At 71.4% G+C, this 18,762-nt stretch carries 13 protein-coding genes; 2 read left to right on the plus strand and 11 right to left on the minus strand.

All coding sequences use genetic code 11. The annotated features are described in order from the left end of the window. Nucleotides 1–140 precede the first annotated feature (140 nt). The 6 genes from ACIHCM_RS29795 to ACIHCM_RS29820 all read right to left on the minus strand — a co-directional run bounded on the left by ACIHCM_RS29795 (nucleotide 141) and on the right by ACIHCM_RS29820 (nucleotide 8,193). A complete protein-coding gene (locus tag ACIHCM_RS29795; protein ID WP_399902423.1) occupies nucleotides 141–1,331 on the minus strand; it encodes a thiolase family protein in 1,191 nt (396 codons plus the stop codon). Further along, nucleotides 1,328–1,969 (minus strand): CoA transferase subunit B, encoded by a 642-nt coding sequence (locus ACIHCM_RS29800; RefSeq protein WP_399902426.1) that lies wholly within the window; start codon nucleotides 1,967–1,969, stop codon nucleotides 1,328–1,330. Before ACIHCM_RS29800 ends, ACIHCM_RS29795 begins: the two co-directional genes overlap by 4 nt. Further along, the gene (locus ACIHCM_RS29805; protein ID WP_399902428.1) at nucleotides 1,966–2,724 is read right to left on the minus strand and encodes a CoA transferase subunit A; all 759 of its coding nucleotides are present in this window, start codon (nucleotides 2,722–2,724) and stop codon (nucleotides 1,966–1,968) included. The genes ACIHCM_RS29800 and ACIHCM_RS29805 overlap by 4 nt, the downstream gene beginning before the upstream one ends. 2 nt (nucleotides 2,725–2,726) lie before the next feature. After that, on the minus strand, nucleotides 2,727–4,490 hold the full coding sequence (locus ACIHCM_RS29810; RefSeq protein ID WP_399902431.1) for an FAD-dependent oxidoreductase: 1,764 nt from the start codon (nucleotides 4,488–4,490) through the stop codon (nucleotides 2,727–2,729). 19 nt (nucleotides 4,491–4,509) lie between these two features. Beyond that, nucleotides 4,510–6,438, minus strand: coding sequence for a maleylacetate reductase and hydroxyquinol 1,2-dioxygenase domain-containing protein (locus tag ACIHCM_RS29815; protein ID WP_399902434.1), 1,929 nt, complete (start codon nucleotides 6,436–6,438; stop codon nucleotides 4,510–4,512). Between the two features lie 648 nt (nucleotides 6,439–7,086). Continuing rightward, nucleotides 7,087–8,193, minus strand: a complete 1,107-nt coding sequence (locus ACIHCM_RS29820) for a hypothetical protein (RefSeq protein ID WP_399902437.1) — start codon at nucleotides 8,191–8,193, stop codon at nucleotides 7,087–7,089. 561 nt (nucleotides 8,194–8,754) lie between these two features. Here ACIHCM_RS29820 and sigK point away from each other — a divergent pair. Both sigK and ACIHCM_RS29830 read left to right on the plus strand, forming a co-directional pair. Beyond that, nucleotides 8,755–9,378, plus strand: coding sequence for an ECF RNA polymerase sigma factor SigK (gene sigK, locus ACIHCM_RS29825; protein WP_399902440.1), 624 nt, complete (start codon nucleotides 8,755–8,757; stop codon nucleotides 9,376–9,378). Next, entirely contained in the window at nucleotides 9,362–10,105 is a 744-nt protein-coding gene (locus tag ACIHCM_RS29830) for an anti-sigma factor domain-containing protein (protein ID WP_399902443.1), read from the plus strand. Before sigK ends, ACIHCM_RS29830 begins: the two co-directional genes overlap by 17 nt. 88 nt (nucleotides 10,106–10,193) lie before the next feature. On the opposite strand, the gene sbnA is transcribed toward ACIHCM_RS29830, so the two are convergent. Genes sbnA through ACIHCM_RS29855 form a run of 5 tightly spaced genes read right to left on the minus strand, consistent with a single transcriptional unit; the run spans nucleotide 10,194 to nucleotide 18,701 of the window. Next, nucleotides 10,194–11,192 carry a 2,3-diaminopropionate biosynthesis protein SbnA gene (gene sbnA / locus ACIHCM_RS29835; RefSeq protein WP_399902446.1) on the minus strand — a complete coding sequence of 333 codons (999 nt, stop codon included), beginning with the start codon at nucleotides 11,190–11,192 and terminating at the stop codon, nucleotides 10,194–10,196. Nucleotides 11,193–11,228: 36 nt separating this feature from the next. Beyond that, nucleotides 11,229–12,299 carry a 2,3-diaminopropionate biosynthesis protein SbnB gene (sbnB, locus tag ACIHCM_RS29840; protein WP_399902449.1) on the minus strand — a complete coding sequence of 357 codons (1,071 nt, stop codon included), beginning with the start codon at nucleotides 12,297–12,299 and terminating at the stop codon, nucleotides 11,229–11,231. After that, nucleotides 12,296–13,333, minus strand: a complete 1,038-nt coding sequence (locus tag ACIHCM_RS29845; RefSeq protein ID WP_399902452.1) for a TauD/TfdA family dioxygenase — start codon at nucleotides 13,331–13,333, stop codon at nucleotides 12,296–12,298. The genes sbnB and ACIHCM_RS29845 overlap by 4 nt, the downstream gene beginning before the upstream one ends. 26 nt (nucleotides 13,334–13,359) lie before the next feature. Beyond that, nucleotides 13,360–16,176 carry an amino acid adenylation domain-containing protein gene (locus ACIHCM_RS29850; RefSeq protein ID WP_399902455.1) on the minus strand — a complete coding sequence of 939 codons (2,817 nt, stop codon included), beginning with the start codon at nucleotides 16,174–16,176 and terminating at the stop codon, nucleotides 13,360–13,362. Next, the gene (locus ACIHCM_RS29855; RefSeq protein ID WP_399902458.1) at nucleotides 16,176–18,701 is read right to left on the minus strand and encodes a Pls/PosA family non-ribosomal peptide synthetase; all 2,526 of its coding nucleotides are present in this window, start codon (nucleotides 18,699–18,701) and stop codon (nucleotides 16,176–16,178) included. Before ACIHCM_RS29855 ends, ACIHCM_RS29850 begins: the two co-directional genes overlap by 1 nt. Nucleotides 18,702–18,762 lie beyond the last annotated feature (61 nt).

Here is an 18,762-nt window from a genome sequence, read left to right on the forward strand (position 1 = left end):
CCGGGCCGGCGGTCCGGGAGGGCGGCCGGCCCGGGAGCCGGCGGTCCGGCACCGTCGCCGTCCGCCGTTCCCGGCTTCTCCCCGCCCGGCGATCCGAACCGCACTCCCCTTCCCGCTCAGCGTTCCGGCCCCTCCCCTGCTCAGCGTTCGAGCACCAGAGCCAGCGCCTGGCCCACTCCGATGCAGAGCGCGGCCAGACCCGTGCCCGAGCCCGCCGCGGCCAGCTGGTGGGCGACGGCGCCCGTGACGCGCGCGCCGGAGGCGCCCAGCGGGTGCCCGATGGCGATGGCGCCGCCGCGCGGATTGACGCGGGACCGGTCGAGTTCCGGGAGCGCCGCCAGACAGGCCAGCACCTGGGCGGCGTAGGCCTCGTTGAGCTCGATCGTGTGCAGGTCGGCCGCGTCGACCCGTGCCTTGGTCAGGACCTTGCGGATGGCGTCCACCGGGCCCAGTCCGAAGTACTGCGGCTCGATGCCCGTGACCGCCGCCGCCCGCACCCGTGCCAGCGGTTCGCGGCCGATCGCGGCGAGCCCCGCCTCGTCGGCGAGGAGGAGCGCGGAGGCTCCGTCGTTCAGCGGGGAGGCGTTGCCGGCCGTGATGGTGCCGTCGGGCAGGAACGCCGGCTTCAGTTTCGCCAGGGCCTCCAGGGAGGTGGAGTCGCGGATGTTCTCGTCGCGCGGCAGGTCCACGCCGTCGACGTCGACGACCTCGCCGCCGTACAGGCCGTCCCGCCAGGCCGCGGCGGCGTTGCGGTGGCTGGACAGGGCGAAGGCGTCCTGCTCCTGCCGCGTGACGCCGTACTTGGCGCCCACCAGCTCCGCGCTCTCGCCGAGGGGGATGGTCCACTCCTGCGGCATCCTCGGGTTGACCATCCGCCAGCCCAGGGTGGTCGAGTGGAGCTGCTGGTCCTTGGCGGGGAAGGCCCGGTCCGGTTTCGGCAGCACCCAGGGGGCGCGGCTCATGGACTCCACGCCGCCGGCGACGGCGACGGAGGCGTCGCCGAGTGCGATGGCGCGGGCCGCCTGAATGACGGCCTCCATGCCGGAACCGCAGAGCCGGTTGACGGTGGCGCCGGGCACGTTCACGGGCAGTCCGGCGAGCAGGACGGCCATGCGTGCCACGTCCCGGTTGTCCTCCCCGGCTCCGTTGGCGTTGCCGAACAGCACGTCGTCGATGCGGGCCGGGTCGAGGCCGGGACTGCGCTGCACCAGGGCGCGCAGCACGCCGGCGGCCAGGTCGTCAGGGCGTACGCCGGACAGCGCCCCGCCGTAGCGGCCGAAGGGGGTGCGCACGGCGTCCACGATGTACACGTCACGCGGTTGTTCGATCATCGGGGGCTCCTGACGATAAGAGATACGGGCGTGTGGGCGACCACCTGCTCCGTCGTCACGCCCGGCGCCGTCTCGACGAGGGCGAGGCCCTCGGGGGTGATGTCCAGCACGCAGAGGTCGGTGATGATCCGATCGACGCAGGCCCGGCCCGTCAGCGGAAGCGTGCACTCCTCGACGATCTTGGAGCTGCCGTCCTTGGCGGTGTGCTCCATCAGGACGACGACCCGTCCCACGCCGTGCACGAGATCCATGGCGCCGCCCATGCCCTTGATCATCTTTCCGGGGACGGCCCAGTTGGCCAGGTCGCCGCGCGCCGAGACCTGCAGCGCACCGAGGACGGCGGTGTCGATGTGGCCACCTCGGATCATGCCGAAGGACAGCGCGGAGTCGAAGAACGACGCTCCCGGCCGTACCGTCACCGTCTCCTTGCCCGCGTTGATGAGGTCGGCGTCGACCTCGTCCGGCTCCGGGTACGGGCCGACGCCGAGCAGGCCGTTCTCGGAGTGCAGCACGACGTCCACGCCCGCCGGCAGGAAGTCCGCCACCAGCGTGGGCAGCCCGATGCCGAGGTTGACGTAGTCGCCGTCGCGCAGTTCGTGGGCGGCGCGTGCCGCCATCTCCTGTCTGCTCCAGCTCATCGCTCGCGTACCGTCCTCTTCTCGATGCCCTTGTCGGCCGCCTGCTCCGGGGTCAGTGCCACGACCCGCTGGACGAACACGCCCGGCAGATGCACCTCGTCCGGGTCGAGGGCGCCCGGCTCGACCAGCTCCTCCACCTCGGCCACGGTGATGCGGCCGGCCATGGCGGCGAGCGGGTTGAAGTTGCGCGCCGCGCGGTGGAAGACGAGGTTGCCGTGCCGGTCGCCGCGGGCGGCCCGGACGAGGGCGTAGTCCGTGGTGACCGCGTGCTCCAGGGCGTACTCCACTCCGTTGAACACGCGGATCTCCTTGGGCGGCGAGGCCACCGCGACGGAGCCGTCGGCGGCGTACCGCCACGGCAGGCCTCCGTCCGCCACCGGGGTGCCGACACCGGCCGGTGTGAAGAACGCGGGGATGCCGCTGCCGCCCGCCCGCAGCCGCTCGGCGAGCGTGCCCTGGGGAATCAGCTCGACCTCCAGTTCACCTGCGAGGTACTGGCGGGCGAACTCCTTGTTGTCCCCGATGTAGGAGCCGGTGACCCGGCTGATGCGGCCCGCCGCCAGCAGCACGCCGAGCCCGCGTCCGTCGACGCCGCAGTTGTTCGACACGACGGTGAGGTCTCCCGCGCCGGACTCGTACAGCGCGCCGATGAGTACCTCAGGCACCCCGCTCAGTCCGAACCCGCCGACGGCGAAGGACCGACCGTCCGTGACGTCCGCCAGTGCCTCCGCGGCCGTGGCCACCTGCTTGTCCATGGTCACCGCCCCAGGACCCGGCGCAGTGCGCCGAGCAGCTCGTCGCGTGCGTCGAGCGCGGTCTCGGGTGCGGAGCCGCGGCGCCAGGACACGTAGCCGTCCGGGCGCACCAGCAGCACGCCGTCCTCGGCGGTCCCGCTCACCCTGCTCCACTCGCCGTAGGCGTCACGGGAGTCGTCGTCGCCGATGCGCACGCAGCGCAGTGATATGCCGAGTTCGTCGCGGCAGGCGGCCGCCGCCGCGTCCCACACCTCGCCCGAGAGCCCGGTCAGCACGGTGAACACACCCTTGCCGACCACGTCGAGCGTGGAGACCCGCTCACCCTCGCGGTCCACGAGCCACGCGTGGGGCAGCTTGGCGCCCGGCCGGGTCGTCGGGCGGGCCACCAGCTCCGGATCGTCCTCCCAGTGCTCGGCGGGAGCGTCGTCGGCGAGCACCGCGCCGGAGACATAACGCTGGTTCATCTCGACGCCGTGCGCGTTGAACTCGTAGTTCTTGAGCTGGATCGCGTCCTCCAGCTGCCGGCGTCGCTTGGCACCCTCGGCGGTACCGGCGCGCAGTGCCGCGATCCCCTCGGCGATGGTCCGCTCGTCGCTGTCGGCACCGACGCCGAGCGTCTCGAAGATCGGCCCGAACTGGTCCCGGCTGAGGTTCGCGCGTTCGACGATCTGCCGCCCCACGGGGGCGCGTTCGGCCGAGTAGCTGTCCAGCAGTGCCGGTCCGGCCTCACCACGGATCACCATGGCGAGTTTCCAGGCGAGGTTGTACGCGTCCTGGACCGAGGTGTTGGAGCCGAGCCCGTTGGACGGCGGGTGGCGGTGCACGGCGTCGCCCATGCAGAACACCCGCCCGGCCGAATAGGCCGACGCGTAGGTGTGGTTGACGGTCCACAGGGAGGTGGACGTGATCTCCACCGGCAGGTCCGGATCGCCGATGAGATCGCGTACGATCCGGCGCGCCTCCTCCTCGTCGACCGAGGGCGGCGGCTGCTCGATGTCGTAGCCCCACACCAGCAGCCACTCGTTCCACGGCCGCACCATGCGGACCAGGCCCATGCCGATGCCGCCGGTCGCCGCGCCGGGCCGCAGCACCCAGTACAGGACGCTGGGACGGTGGGCGCAGTGGGGGGCGAGGTCGGCCTTGAAGACGATGTTCATGCTGCCGGCCTTGCCCATGCGTCCGTCCATGGGCAGGCCGATCTGCTCGGCGACGGTGCTGCGTCCGCCGTCGGCGCCGATCAGATAGCGGGCCCGTACGGTGAACTCGTCGCCGCGGACCCGGTCGCGCAGCACGGCCGTGACGCCGTCCTCGTCCTGTGTGAGGCTCAGGAACTCGGTGTCGAAGCGGACCTTGGCGCCGCGCGCCGCCGCGTTGGTGGTGAGGATCGGCTCCAGGTACGTCTGCGGCAGGTCGATCATCTGGCAGGGGCTGGTCGACGTGTACTCGGTCAGGGAGCCGGGCCCTGTGCCCCAGCTGCGGATCCGGCCGATCTCCTCGCCCATGAGCGCGGTGCACAGCACCGTGTCTCCCATGAGGTGGGACGGGCTGCCCTGCGCCATCGCCTCGGCTTCGACACCGAGGTCGCGCAGCACCTCCATCGTGCGCTGATTGGTGATGTGCGCCCGGGGGGTGTTGGCGAGCCAGCCGTACTTGGTCACGAGGAGGGTGCGGATGCCGTAGGTGGCCAGCAGCAGGGCGGCGGAGCCCCCGGCGGGGCCGCTGCCGACGACGAGGACGTCGGTGTCGTAGCTGTCCGTGCGGGTCATGAGGGGCCTTCTCCTCGGTTCAGTCGGTCAGGGGGGCGATGCGGAAGGAGTGGTCCAGACGGCGCCACGGCCCGTCGACGCTCCGGCCGTCGGGGGTGGGACCGGTCTGCGGGGCGAATTCGACGATGAGCGGGTCCTTCACGCCGAAGACGGTGTCGCTGTCGAGGTATGCGCCGCCGGCCACGAACAGCTGCGTGACGAGCCGGCGGTGGCCGGGCGCGTCGATCATGAAGTGCACGTGCGGCGCCCGGTAGGGATGGCGGCCGACCGCGTCGAGCATCTGTCCCACGGGGCCGTCGTCCGGGATCGGGTACTCCGAGGGCAGGATCGACCAGAACGTGACCCGCCCCTCGGCGTCGCTGCGCAGCCGGGCCCGCAGGACGGGTCCCTCCAGCTCCGGCAGCTGGACGTCGTAGAAGCCGTCCTCGTTGGACTGCCATACGTCCACGACCGCGTCCTTCAGCGGTGCGCCTGCCGTGTCGGTGACGCGTACGTCCACCCACAGCGGGGTGCCGGGCAGGCCGCCGGAGATGTCGCTGCCATGCGCGGTCTCGGGCGGTCCCTCGACGTAGAAGGGGCCGAGGACGGCGGACGGGGTGGTGTCCGGGGTACGGGAGTTGGTCAGCAGGTCCACGACGCTGGAGACGCCCAGCACGTCCGAGAGCAGCACGAACTCCTGCCGGGTCGGGCTGCACACCTGCCCCGTCCGGGTGAGGAAGTCGATCGCGTACTGCCACTCCGCTTCGGTGACGTCCTGCTCCACCACGTAGGAGTGCAGGTGCCGTACGAGGGCGGTCAGGAGGGTCCGGACGCGGGCGTCGGGCGCCTGTGCGAAGCTCGCCACCACCTGCTCGGTGAGCCGGGCCGGCGAGGACTTCGTGACGGCGGTCGTCCGGGGGCGGCGGCCGTGCCAGGCGTCGGCCAGCAGGGCCTCGATGCCCTCGGAGGTCAGCTCCCGGGGGTTCGGGTACGGCGTCGCCACGGCCAGCCCCGCCGCGCGGCCCAGCTCGGACTCGGGCATGCCCAGACCGCTCAGCGAGGTCGGCCCGCCGAGCGTGGCGATCAGGTCGTACACGCCGCTCGGCGCGTCGGGCACGTCCAGCGCCTCGGCGATACGGCGCATGGCGTCGGGGGCGGCGGGCGCGTTGTACGCCATCGCGTGCGGCAGGATCACGGTGTGTGTCTCGGCGTGCGGCAGGGCGAAGCTGCCGCCGAGGGTGTGGCAGAGCTTGTGGTGCAGGCCCATGCCCACCGTGGCCAGGCAGGTACCGGCGAGCCACGCGGCCTGCAGCAGGTCGGCCCGGGCGCCCCGGTCGGCGGGGTCGGCGGCCAGCCGGGGCAGCGCCCGCCCGATGAGGGAGATCGCGTCGAGGGCCCGGCGGTCGGTGACCGGGTCGGCGTCGGCGGAGTACAGCGCCTCCACGGCGTGCGCCATGGCGTTCACCCCGCTGGTGATCGACATGGGCAGGGGCAGGGAGAGGGTGAAGTCGACGTCGTAGACGACTGTCTCGGGCAGGACCGCGGCCGAGGACCGGGTGACCTTCTGGCCGTCCCGCGTCTCTCCCAGCACGGGCGTCACCTCGGATCCCGCGTACGTGGTCGGTACGACCACCTGGGGCAGGTCCGTGCGCACGGCGAGCGCCTTGGACAGCCCCGTGGTGGAGCCACCGCCCACGGACACCAGGCAGTCGGCGCCCGCCTCCTTCAGTACGGCGAGCGCCGCCTCCGTCACCTCGGTCGGGGTGTGCATGGCGGCACCGTCGAACTCCGCCGCCAGCAGTCCGCCCAGGGCGTCCCGGACCCGCGCGGAGGCCTCCGCGAGCGGCGGGCTGGACAGCAGCAGCACCCGGGTACCGCCGAGCCGTCGCACCTCCTCGGCGAGGTCGCCGACGGTGCCGGAGCCGAAGAGCACCCGCGCCGGATGAGAAGTGTGCACGAACGTCCGCATGGTCCATCGCCTCCATGTGTCGGCCTCGTCGCCGTTGTGCCTGGCCACCGAGTGTGCGGGTTACGGGCGGGTTAACTCCTGCACGATCGGGGCGTGCCGCTGCACGAAACACGCGGGGGCGTGGGGGCGTCGGGGCGCTCGGTGGGGCGTTCGGACCTGTGGCGTGCCGGGTGGTGGCCGGTCAGGCGCGGGCCGGCGGCCGAGCCGGAGGGTGGCCGGTCGAGCGCTCAGGTCTGCCGCCGGAGCGGAGAACCTGCCGAAGAGGAAGTTCCCTCAGCCACCTCGTGGCCGCTGTCACCGGCGGGCGGCCCAGCGGGTGGGCATGTCGAGGGAGGCGGCACGGTCTGCGGGGCGAGATCAGGCGTCCGTGGCATCGGCGTCGCGCCGACCGTGCTGCGGCGATCCGCCGAGCCGGGTCGCGAGGCGGTAGGCAACGGTGACGTCGTGGTAGTCCTGACCAGGGACGATCCTGTCGGGAAGGTGGCTACGGTCACAGCGGCTCGTCGACTCCCGCTCACCGGTTCCGGGGAAGCGGACGGTGGTCCGGGGCTCTTCCGTGAAGCGGAGTCGTGCGGCGTGGACCGTCGACCCGAAGGAGATGTCCCACTTCGGGTCCCACGGCGGGCTCTCCTCTCCCGCACCGGTCGTTCAGGGCGGCTCCTCCCGTTCCTCGGTGGTGCGGCGGCGGCTGGGCCGGGGTGGCAGCTTCCCCTCCTCGTCCCGTACTCGGCGCGCGCGAGTGCCGGTCTCGGTGCGGGCGGTCCGGCCCCGGCTCCCGGCCGCGGTTCTGCGGGAGCCGCTCCGTTCGGCCGACGCGGTGCGGCGCGCGGTGCGCGGTGGCGCATCCGGTGAGCCCGGGAGTTCCTCGCCGCCCTCGCCGACGGTCCGGCCCGCCGCTTCGGTGATGTCCGGAGCCTTTTCGGCTACGGCCTCGGCGGTGTCGCCGACCTCCTGTGCCACCTCGCCGACAGCCTGGCCGGCTTCGCCGCCGATGTCCTCCACCGCCCGCCCGGCGCCCCTGCCCACGCCCTGAACGGCCCCTCCGGCTCCCTGCCCGACATCCTTCGCCGCCGCACCGGCGCCGCGGCCCACATCCTGTACGGCACCCCCGGCACCCTGACCGACGTCCTGCACTGCCTGACCTGCGCCTCGACCGACGTCCTGGACAGCCCTTCCCGCACCCTGACCGACGTCCTCGACAGCTCTCCCGGCGCCCGAACCCAGCTCACCTACGGCTTGGCGGGCGCCGCCGCCGACGTCCCGCACCGCGGACCCGACCCCTCGCGCGAGCTCATGCAGGATCTCCGGGTTGCGATCGAGTGTGGTGAGCACCCGGTTGATGATCGTTGCGACGTTGTCGAGACGCACCCTGAGCTGGGCCTGGGCCTCGACGCCGGAGATGCCCAGGTGTACCCGGCCGAGCGTGACGTCGGCGCCCACGTTCAGCTTCAGCAGATCCAGCACCTCGGCCTGCAACGAGACACGCGCTCGCAGGTCCTCGACGTCCAGGTCGATCTCGTCGACCTTCAGCGCGGGAACATCGAGGAAGACGTCGGGGTCCGCATCCGCCCCTGCACCCCTGGGTGCGACGCCGGCCCGCCGGGCGGAGGCCGCGTCCTCCGCCTCGTAGGCGCCGGGCTCTTCGTCGTACGGCCCGGACCCGGCGTACTCGTCGGTGCCCTCACCCTCGAGTTCACCGTCGTACCGGTCACGCTCCTCGACGGATCCCTCGTCGTTCTCGGCGTTGCCCTGCATCGCCACGCCTCCGCAGAATTGCCGTATGTTCCGTCCATTTTGTGCCAGTACGCGGCTCAATGCGCGGTCAGCGCCACCCCGGGGGCGACCCGCCCCAGGGCTGCCCGGCCCCTGGGTGTGCAGGCGTCTTCTTCAGGTCGGCCGGTCCTCGTCCAGTCCGCTCGTGCGCAACGTCCCGTAGGACTCCCCGAAGCGCGCCCTGAACCGCCTCTCCGTCCGGCAACCCGCGTACCCGACGGGGACATTGACGTGGAGCCTGATGTCCACCGCCGACAGCGCCCAGGTGGTGCGGTTCGACGGCGACGGCACCGCCCGCAACCTCTGGCGGCTGCGCTGAGCTGCTTCCGGCAGGACCGCCGTGAGGCCGGCCCCGTCGAGACAGGGCAAATGATCTTCGTCCGTTCGGGGTGGCGGCTACGAACAATGGTCAGGGAACCTCCCCTGCTCCGCCGACGGCCCGTCCGTCAGTCTCTGGGAGGCGCCTGTCAGGCGGACGGCTCTGGATCAAGTGCGCTCTCCGCTCGTACGGGCCAGTCTGGAGCAGAGCTGAGGAGAGGCCCGATGAATCGAGGAACCGGAGAGGAAGCGCAGGGCGACGCTCAGGCGCGCTCGAAGCGGTCCTCGCACGACGCTCGGGTCGACGAACTGCTCATTCGCACAGCCGGCGGCGACAAGGAGGCGTTCACGGGAGTCTACGACGCCCTGGCGAAGCCGGTGATGGGACTGGCGTACCGGGTGCTGAGAGACGAGGCCCAGGCGGAGGAGGTGACCCAGGAAGTGATGGTGGAGGTGTGGCGTACGGCTGACCGCTATCGTCCGGAGCGCGGAGCCGCCCGGAACTGGGTGCTCACTCTCGCGCACCGCCGGGCGGTGGACAGGGTGCGATCCGTCGCCGCGGGCCGGGCTCGCGAGCTGCGCGCCGGAGCCCTGAGGCAGGAACGGCCCTTCGACGCGGTGGTGGAAGAGGTCGAGGAGCGCGAGGAACAGCGAGTGGTCTTCCGCTGCCTAGCCCAGCTGGCCGAGCAGCTGCGGTTGCCTCTGGTACTGGCCTACTACGAAGGGCTGACGTATGCAGAGGTGGCCGATTCCCTCTCCACCCCGAGAGGCACCATCAAGTCGCGGATGCGCCAGGGTCTGCAGCGCCTGCATGAGTGTCTGGAGGCCGCTCATGAACCGCCTCGATGACCCGCATCTCGACGTCGGCGCGTTCGTGCTGCACGCCCTGCCGGCCGATGAGGAAGCAGCGTTCGAGAACCACTTGGCGAGCTGCGACTCCTGCCGCAGTGAGGCCGACCAGTTGTTCTGGACAGTCGGCCACCTGGCCGAGGCCGAGAGCCGCACCCCGTCCGCGGATGTGCGCCGGCGAGTCCTGGACCAGATCGGCACCGTACGGCAGGACCGTCCCGCCGTGGCCGTCGCGCGGCGTCATCGCCGTCGGCAGCGGATTCTCGGAATCGCTGTCGCGGCATCCGTGGCAGCGGCGGCGGCACTTGGCGGCGTCGCCTGGTGGCAGCACTCCGAGGCCGGCACCGCTCGTGGTCAGGTGGCCGAGGCCCGCGCCGGGACCACGGAGCTCGCCAAGATCCTGGCCGCCCCGGACGTCACGATCACCACCGGGGACCTCGCTCGCGGCGGCACGGCGAGCGTGATCGCATCCCGCTCTCAGGACCAGGCCGTGTTCGTCGTGTCGGGCCTGCCGCCGCTCACGGGCGACCAGGTCTACGAACTCTGGTACGCCGAGGGCGAGCGGATCTGGTCCGCCGGAGTGATGTCCGCCGCCGGCGGCAGCCAGACCTGCATCATGGAGGGCGCGCTCGCCGGAGCGACCAGCGTCGGCATCACCGTGGAACCCACCGGCGGCTCCCCCCGGCCCACCACCGATCCTCTGGGCGTCATCCGCGTCCCCGCCTGACAAGCGGGCCTGACAGCGGTCCCCATGGGTGGTCGGTTCAGCAACTCCCGCCCGACGGCGATCCCCCGCGTGGGCGTGACGGCAGGGGTCAGGGCGCCGTGCCCCGCGCGGAGCCCGCCTCGCTGCCGGCCGGTGCGGCGAGGGCGTCGTCGCCGTAGAGCGCCTGCACCCAGTTGGTCTGGTAGATGGTGTCGAGGTAGCGCTCGCCGAGGTCCGGTGCGATCGCGACCGGCGTGAGGCCGTCCGTGTCGTGCCGGGCGAGCCAGCTCATCGCTCCGCTGACGACGGTCCCGGTGGACCCGCCGAACAGGAAGCCGCGCTTGGCCAGGTGGCGGCAGGTGCGGATGGTGTCGGCCTCGACGACACGAACGGCCTCGTCGACGTAGGTCTCGTCGAGCAGGGGTGGCCGCATGCTCATGCCCAGGCCCGGGATCATCCGGCGGCCCGGCGGGTCGCCGAAGATGGCGGAGCCGACGCTGTCCACGGCGACGATCCGCACCGGCCGGTGCCAGCCGCGGAACCAGCGGGCGCAGCCCATCAGGGTTCCGGTGGTGCCGACGCCGATGAACAGGACGTCCAGCTGCGGGAAGGAGTGGGCGATGGCGGGGGCCGTTCTGAAGTAGTGAGCCCGCCAGTTGTCGGCGTTGGTGTACTGGCTCAGCCACACGTAACGGTCGTCGCTGGCGCACAGGCCGCGCAGGTAGTCCAGCCTGGCGCCCAGGAGGCCGCCGGCGCCCTTCTCCTCGGAGACGACGTGAACCTGGCTGCCCAGGGCCTCCATCATCAGCCGGGTGGAAAGGTTGCAGCGGGAGTCGGTCACACAGATGAAGGGGTAGCCCTTGCTCGCCGCGATCATGCTCAGGGCCACACCGAGGTTGCCCGAGGAGGATTCCACCAGGATGGAGTCACGTGTCAGGGTCCCGCTCCGTTCGGCGGACTCCACCATCTCGGTCGCGGCCTTCAACTTGATGGAACCGGCGAAGTTGAAGCCCTCACACTTGAGGAAGAGCCGGTGCCCGAACATCGGCTCCAGGTCGACGTACAGGTCCTCCTCGTTGAACTCCTGGGGAACGGTGATGACTGGCACGATGGTCTCCTCGTGTCCGACCGGGCGCGGCCGACCTCAGCCGTGCCGGCTCAGTTCGTGGAAGAAGTCGTCGATGATCTGTAGTTCGCCGGAGCGGGCCACCTCGTCGTAGACGTACTTGCCGACCGCCAGGTCCAGCACGCCGAGGCCGAAAGGCGAGAACACCACGGGCCGTTCGGCCGGAATCGTCACCCGCCCGGCCATCACGTCGGCGAGCGTGCCGTGCACGAAGTCGCGGTTCCCGGTCAGGCTCTCGGTGAGGTGCGGTGAGGTGGAGGCCCTGAGGCAGTGGTCGACGTCGTCGACGACGTTGGTGGCGCCGAGCAGCACCTCGGGTGCGAGGTCGCGCAGCGACACGTGCAGGACCACCGGGTCGTGGCGGAACCACGACGGGTCGCCGATGTGTGGCTTGTCGGCGACGGTGGCGAAGACGACCAGGTCGCTGCCGCGGATCAGGTCCTGCGCGCTGCGGTGCACGGTGACGCGGTCGACGTCCTGGGATTGCTCCAGGTAGGTCCGGAAGCCGGCCGCGCTCTCGGCGGACACGTCGTGCACTCCGACGGCGTCGAACGTCCAGCCGGTGCCCTCCAGGTAGGTGTGGATGTAGCGGGCGATGAGACCGGCACCGACGAACCCCACGCGGGTGGGGCGCGCTCGCCCTCTGCTGAGCCAGTCCGCGGCGGACGCGGCGGACGCTGCGGTCCTCGCGGCGCTGATGATCGAGCTCTCCATGCAGGCGAAGGGGTAGCCGGTGGCGTAGTCGTTGAGGATGAGCACGGCCGACGCCCGGGGAATGCCCGATGCCACGTTGGTGGGGAAGCTGGAGATCCACTTCAGGCCGTCCACCCGCGTCTCGCCGCCGAGGGAGGCGGGAAGCGCGATGATCCGCGAAGTCGGCCGGTCGGGGAAGCGCAGGAAGGAGGACGGCGGGTTGACCGAGCGCCCGGCGCCGTGCTGACGGTAGGTCTCCTCGACCACCTCCACCACGGACTTCTCGCGGCCTCGGAGTACGTCCTTGACCTGCTTCCCGGAGATGACGGCGAAGGGGGGTACGGGCGGAGGGCCGTTGTGCAGACCCTCCTCGGGGACGCGGCTGGTGTCGGTCACGCGGCTGCCCTCCTGTTCACCGGTGCGAGATGGTCGGCACGCACGGGATCGGCCATCGCCACCACCACCTCCCGCGGCCCCTCGTACGCCTCCCGGCTGTGGGCGGTGCGGATGTTGTCGACGATCATCAGGTCCCCGGCCTGCCAGGGCCGGCGTACCGTGTGTGCCTGGTACACCTGGTTGATCTGTTCGACCACGTCCTGGGAGAGGGGATCGCCGTTGCCGTAGCGGGTGTTGAACGGGAGGCCCTCGGGTCCGTACTCCTCGACCAGGAACTCCCGCACTTCCGGTGCCATGGTCCACTCGTTGAGGAACGCGATCTGGTTGAACCAGCACGGCAGGCCGGAGACGGGGTGGCGTACCACGGCGTTGCGGTGCTGGCGGGTGCGCAGCGACCCGTCGGGTTGCCAGGAACAGTCGATCGCGTGCGCGCGGCAGTACGCCTCGACCGCGTCGCGGTCCTCCGTGCCGAACGACTGGGTCAGCGTGGCACCGATCTCGTCGTTGTAGCTGCGGGTGAGCAGCCAGCCCTCCCGCGCGAAGCGGTCGGCCAGCTCGGTGGGCAGTGCCCGCAGCACGGCGGTCGAGTCGGCCACGGCGGTGGCGCCGCCCTCGTCCGGCGGCTGGAGGCAGGCGAACAGCAGCACGGCGGGGCACTCCGTCGCGTAACTCAGCTCGTGGTGCATGCACATGGGCTGGTTGGGCGGCCAGGCCGAGGAGGAGTAGACGCCCTCCGCGTGGAGCTCGCGTGCGGCGAACGCCTCCCGCTCGGTCGCGGGACGATCCGTCAGCCCGCGCAGGACCGACTCGACGTCGGCCGGTGCGCGCAGTCCCAGGCCGCGGATGGTGACCGCGCCGTGGTCGGTGACGATGTCGCGCAGGGTCTCGCGCTGTTCGGCCGCCCAGGCAGGCGCGTCCGAGACGCCCTGTGCCTCGATGAGCGGCGGAGCTTGGGGAGTCGGTGGCGGGGCGGCCACGGTGTGCGGCGCCGGCGCGGCGGGTGCCGTGTGCTTGCGGAACAGTCCAGAGAGCATGGGGCCTCTCCTCGCGATGCGTTGCCTCAGGGTTCGGGCGGTGGCGCCGTGGCACGGAGCACGGCTTCGGCGACCTCGTCCCAGGACTCGGCGCGCAGCAGGCGGAGCGGTACGCCGCCTGCGGCTGCCCCGTGCTGCCGCAGGGTGCGCGCCGTCTCGTCGGCAGCAGTCGCGCCGGCGCCGTACCCCCACAACAGGAGGCGTGTCACGGCCAGTCGGCCGATCTCGGAGGCGACGCGTGCCGGGTCCTGCTGCGCGGCCACGTGGACCGCGAGGCCGTCGGCGTGCTGCCTCAGGGCTTCGGCCAGGGGCCTGAGGTCCGTCTCCGGCTCTGCGGTGCCGGAGTTTTCGGGGAAGCAGATCAGAGCCGTGTGCGGGGGCCCGTCCGGGACCAGCAGGGGCCGCAGGGTCTCGTCTCCCGCGCCGGTCCGGGTGTCGATCACAGCGGCCAGGTCGGCCAGTACCGGGTGGTGCCTGAGGTCGCGCAGGGAAACCACACGGTCCAGCAGGACGGCGAGCCGTACGGCTGCCAGCGAGGTGCCTCCGAGGTCGAAGAAGCTGTCGCCCCGGCCGATCGTGTCGGGGGTCGTGCCGAGTACCGTCGCCCACGCCGCGGCGAGCCGCCGTTCGGTCGGTGTCCGTGGCGGCCGGCGGACGTCCTCGGTGGTGGCGAGTTCCTCGGCGAGCGAGGCCAGCGCCTTCTTGTCGGTCTTGCCGTTGGCGGTGAGCGGCAGTGTCTCCAATTGGTGGAAGGCCGCCGGGACCATGTACTCGGGCAGTGCGTCACCGAGCCGCTCGCGCAGATACTCCGCGCTCAGCGAGCTCCCGCCGGAGCAGAAGGCGGTCAGTTGACGGCTCTGTTCCGGGCCGGTCACCACGACCGCGCCGTCACGGACGCCGGGCACCCGCAGCAGCGTGTTCTCGATCTCGCCGATCTCGATACGGAACCCGCGCACCTTCACCTGTGCGTCCCGGCGGCCGAGGAACTCCAGCTTTCCGTCGGGCAGCCAGCGGCCGAAGTCGCCGCCGCGGTAGAGGCGTTGGCCCGGGCGGTAGGGGTCGGGCAGGTAGGAGTGCCGGGTGCGCTCGGGGTCGTTGACGTAGCCGCGGCCGACGCAGATCCCGGAGAAGACGATGGCGCCGGGGGCGCCGAGCGGAACCGGCACGAGGTCGTCGTCCACGACGTAGACGCGCACGTTGTTCACGGGGCGGCCGAGCGGCACCCGGTCGGTGGGTGCCTCGTCCATCACCTCGTGGTTGGTGTCGTCGGACGTCTCGGTGAGGCCATAGGCGTTGACCAGGCGGACGCCGGGTCCGGTGGTGAACCACCGCTGGACGAGTTCGCTCTTCAGCGCCTCGCCGGTGACCGAGACGCACCGCAGGTCCGGCAGATCGCGGCGGCCGCGTTCGAGCGTGGTCTGCAGGACGTCGAGGTACGAGGGCACGACCTGCAGGACGCTGACCCGGCCTTCGACGATCGTGTCCAGGAACCGGTCGGCGTCGAGGATCGCCTCCTGTTCGACGAGCAGGGTCCGCCCGCCCGCGAGCAGGGCGGCCAGCAGTTGCCACAGGGAGATGTCGAAGCACTGGGACGCGGTCTGCGCCACTACGGCGTTCTCGTCGATGCCCAGGTCGTCGATCTTGGCGTAGAGGTGGTTGAGCATGCCCGCGTGCTCGCACATGGCGCCCTTGGGCTCGCCGGTGGACCCGGAAGTGAAGAACACGTAGGCGAGCTGGTCGGCCCGCACCGCGACAGCGGGAGCGGTGGCGTCGCCGGCACGGTCGGTGAGGTCCGGCACGAGCAGCTTCCGGGTGCGCGGAAGCGAGGCGAGCGCCCGGTCCAGGTTCGCGGTGCTCTCCGGTTCGGTGAGCACATGGGCGCAGTCGGCGCGGGTGAGCATGGTGGTCATGCGAGCGGGCGGATAGTGCGGGTCGACGGGCAGATACGCGCCGCCCGCCTTGAACACGGCGAGTACGGCGGCCGCCCAGTTCAGGTCGCGTTCGGTCACGACGGCGACGACGTCCTCGGGGCGCAGGCCGTCCGCGAGGAGGGCACGTGCGACTCGGTTGGCCCGGACGTCGAGTTCCCGGTAGGTCCACGCCTGGTCGCGGTGGACGACCGCCACGGCGTCCGGGTGCCTGTGCACGCGTTCCGCGAACAGTTCGTGGAAGCGGCGGTCCGGCAGCGCGCGATGCGGCCCGGCGAGTCCGTCGAGCTGGAGGCGGATCTCGGCCTCGGACAGCAGGCAGCGCCGGTCGTGCGGGGTGTCCGGATCGGCGGCGATCTGTTCGAGCGCGGCGAGGTGGTATCCGCCGATCCGGGCGGCGCAGTCGGCGTCCAGCACGTCGGTGCGGTACCGCAGTCGCAGCAGGGGTGTGCCGTCCTTCGTCCCCGCCGTGACGGCGAGCACGACGCCCTCCGCAGGGACGCCGGTGTCGTTGCCCGTCGCGTCGAACACGACCTCGGCCCCGGAAGGCACGGTGCCGCCGGGTGAGGATGCCCTGGCCTCCGACCGCCTCACCTCCGACACCAGTTGACGCCATGGTCCCGGGCCGACCGTCAGGTCCAGGGTCGATGTCCCGCCGGCGTCCGGGGGCAGGTATCCGGTGCGGACGTGCGGGTCGCCGGAGAGCAGCGCGAGCACCTTGGCATGGGCGGCCAGGAGGAGCGTGGTGAGCGGCACGCCGAGCTCGCCGGCTCGCCTGTGCAGATCAGCCGCCACTGTGCCGGGCACGGGCGTGGTGTGCTCCGCCGTGCCGGGAACCGGGGAGCGCACCCATCGCGGCACGGTGGTGAAGCCGCCCTCGACCGGTGTGTGGGTCTCGGCAGTTGCCGTTGCCATCACACGTCACCTCCGCCCACTTCGGGTGCCGGGCGGGCCGGATTCCCCGCCCAGCGGGCGCCCTCGGGGACCGTCTCGCCCTTCATCAGGAAGGCGTCCGCCGCCAGCGTGGCTCCGTCGCCGATCGTCACGCCGTAGTGCATGAACGCTCCGACGCCGAGGGTGCAGCCGGAGCCGATGACGCAGCGGTCCGACTTGAACGTGCCGTCCTCCTGCGAGTGGCACTGCACCACGCTCCCCGCGTTGAGGGTGCAGCCGTCCCCGATCGTGACCATGGGGCGCTCGGTCAGGCTGCAGCCGTCGTCGAAGACCCGGGCACCGATGCGGACGCCCAGCAGCCGCCAGAGGAGGCTCTTGAACGGCGTGCCGTTGAGGACCTGCACATACGTCTCGGACGGCACCTTCCAGTACCGCTCACGACGCCAGAAGCGGGAGTCGTAGATCGAGCAGAACAGCGGCTCCGGCGGGTGCAGCAGCGTGACGGCTCGCTCGACCAGAACGAAGTACACCATGGTGAACGGCAGCGCCACGATGTTGGCCGCGGCGATCGCCGCCGTGCCCCACTGGGCGTAGAAGCTTGCCGCGCCGGCGTAGAGCACGGTGACACAGAAGAAGTACAGCCACCCGGCGAGCAGGTAGCACAGCATGGTCACGGCGTTGTGCCGGTTCTTGGCAGCGAGGCGGTCGCGCAGGCCGTGCCCTTGCCTGAGTTCGTCGAAGGCGGTGTCGCGCAGCACCGTCCGCGGGATCTCGAAGCACGGTGAGCCGAGAAGGCCCACGTCGTGCCGGACCGGCCCGTCGACGGGGATCATCACCTTGGTCGCCAGCAGGCAGTTGTCGCCGGTCCTGCCGCCCGGCGGGTAGGCGATGCGGTTGCCGAGGAAGTTGTGTGCTCCGATCGCGGTCCGTGACAGGCGGAAGGAGGTGCTGGAGTAGTCCGCGTTCATCAGGGAGAGACCGTCCGCGACCATGGTGCCGGTGCCCACCGTGCTCACGAAGGGGCTCTCGTGCTTCACCTGGGTGCCGAAGTTCGATCCGGTCTGCTCCACCTGGGAGAGGTCGTATCCGATCCAGCGCAGGTAGTGCACGACGGCTGCACTGTCGCCGAACAGTCGGATGAGGAACCTCCGGTTGGTGATCAGAGTGATCGCCCGGTGCAGGCCGTGGTGGAATCCGTACAGCGGGTACGTCCGGCCCACGGTGACGAACCTGCTGAGCAGCCGGGGGACGGTGCCCACGAAGGCGAGGGAGAGCAGCACGGCGCCGAAGAAGAGGACGGCCGTGATCAGCAGCGCGTCTCCGTAGAACACCCAGCCGGACCGAGCCGACTCCTGCCCCAGCAGCGAGGATCCCGCCAGGAGCCGGGAGAGCAGCACGTCCAGACAGCCCACCGCCAGCGGCACGATCACCAGCAGGGCCGTGAGCAGCACGAGCAGTCCGCTTGCCGCTCGCCGTGCGGTGCCGCACCGGGCGGGTGGCACCGTCTGGAAGTCGGCGTCCGTGCGCTGTCCCGGGGAGCCGTGCCAGTGTTCGCCGTCCGGGACCGCCTGGCCGGTGTGCAGGCTGGACGCGTGCCCGAGCTGGGACGCGTCGCCGAGTGAGGTGCCGATGTCCAGCACGGTCGCCTCGCTGACGACCGCGTTGCGGCCCAGGGTGACCGGGCCAGTCTCGATCACTCCGTCGTGGGCGCGATAGCAACTGAGCAGTACGTCCTTGCGGACGACCGTGCCGTCGCCGATCGCCAGCAGGTCGGTGCAGACGGGCACACTGCGGGAGAGGATGGTCACTCCCCGTCCGATGCGCGCGCCGAGCGCCCTGAGATACAGCGGGATGATGGGCGATCCGACGAACATGACCATGGGGCTCGACCGGATGAGCGCCTTGACCAGCCAGAATCGGACGTAGGCGAGGCTCCAGACGCGAAACCTCTGGGGTTTCCACCGGCCGATGAGCAGCCACTTGGCGATCACGGGCAGGGAGCATGTGATCAGCAGGAGCGCGCCGCCGAACACGACGGACCGCAGGTAGGCGCCGAGCAGTCCGGGGGCTGCGGAGATCCAGTCGTAGCCGCGCGCGGTGGCGAAAGCGAGGAGGAAGGCGTAGCCGAGGAAGCTCAGCAGCTGCAGCATGCCGCACAGGACGTAGCGGGGCCGGCCCGTCGGTGCCGCCGGTGGCTGCGCCGGCACTTCGGGCCGGGCGGACGCCTCGCGTGCCTCGGGCGCCGTCGCCGCGGCCTCCGCGAGCGACGCCGCCAGGCCTCTGATGGTCGGATGCCGGTAGATGTCGCGCATCGACACCGACGGCAGGTCCGGCCTCTTACGGACCTGGGCGCAGAAGTGCGCCATGATCAGGGAGTCGGCGCCCAGGTCGTTGAAGAAGTGACAGTCGAGGGGCACCTCGTCCACGTGCGCGACGTCCGCGAGCAACCGGGCTAGCGTCTCGTCGGTGCCGGGAACCAGCCCTTCACGTCGCTGGGTGGCGGCCGCGTGGCCGGTGTCCATCACCTCGATCTGCTCTCCCGTCATAAGAACTCCCCTGGGTTCTTCGGATCGAACGTCCTGCTGTGCTGCCAGGTATTCGTCGCCG

It is taken from the genome of Streptomyces sp. NPDC052023, from assembly GCF_044548465.1.
In the GTDB taxonomy this organism is placed as follows: domain Bacteria; phylum Actinomycetota; class Actinomycetes; order Streptomycetales; family Streptomycetaceae; genus Streptomyces.

Excerpts from the sequence above, each read along its gene's own strand:
- ACIHCM_RS29805 (WP_399902428.1), bottom strand. The coding sequence starts at position 2,724 with ATGGACAAGCAGGTGGCCACGGCCGCGGAGGCACTGGCGGACGTCACG.
- ACIHCM_RS29800 (WP_399902426.1), bottom strand. The coding sequence starts at position 1,969 with ATGAGCTGGAGCAGACAGGAGATGGCGGCACGCGCCGCCCACGAACTG.
- ACIHCM_RS29820 (WP_399902437.1), bottom strand. The coding sequence starts at position 8,193 with ATGCAGGGCAACGCCGAGAACGACGAGGGATCCGTCGAGGAGCGTGAC.
- ACIHCM_RS29855 (WP_399902458.1), bottom strand. The coding sequence starts at position 18,701 with ATGACGGGAGAGCAGATCGAGGTGATGGACACCGGCCACGCGGCCGCC.
- ACIHCM_RS29795 (WP_399902423.1), bottom strand. The coding sequence starts at position 1,331 with ATGATCGAACAACCGCGTGACGTGTACATCGTGGACGCCGTGCGCACC.
- ACIHCM_RS29850 (WP_399902455.1), bottom strand. The coding sequence starts at position 16,176 with ATGGCAACGGCAACTGCCGAGACCCACACACCGGTCGAGGGCGGCTTC.
- ACIHCM_RS29810 (WP_399902431.1), bottom strand. The coding sequence starts at position 4,490 with ATGACCCGCACGGACAGCTACGACACCGACGTCCTCGTCGTCGGCAGC.
- ACIHCM_RS29845 (WP_399902452.1), bottom strand. The coding sequence starts at position 13,333 with ATGCTCTCTGGACTGTTCCGCAAGCACACGGCACCCGCCGCGCCGGCG.
- ACIHCM_RS29815 (WP_399902434.1), bottom strand. The coding sequence starts at position 6,438 with ATGCGGACGTTCGTGCACACTTCTCATCCGGCGCGGGTGCTCTTCGGC.
- ACIHCM_RS29830 (WP_399902443.1), top strand. The coding sequence starts at position 9,362 with ATGAACCGCCTCGATGACCCGCATCTCGACGTCGGCGCGTTCGTGCTG.
- sigK (WP_399902440.1), top strand. The coding sequence starts at position 8,755 with ATGAATCGAGGAACCGGAGAGGAAGCGCAGGGCGACGCTCAGGCGCGC.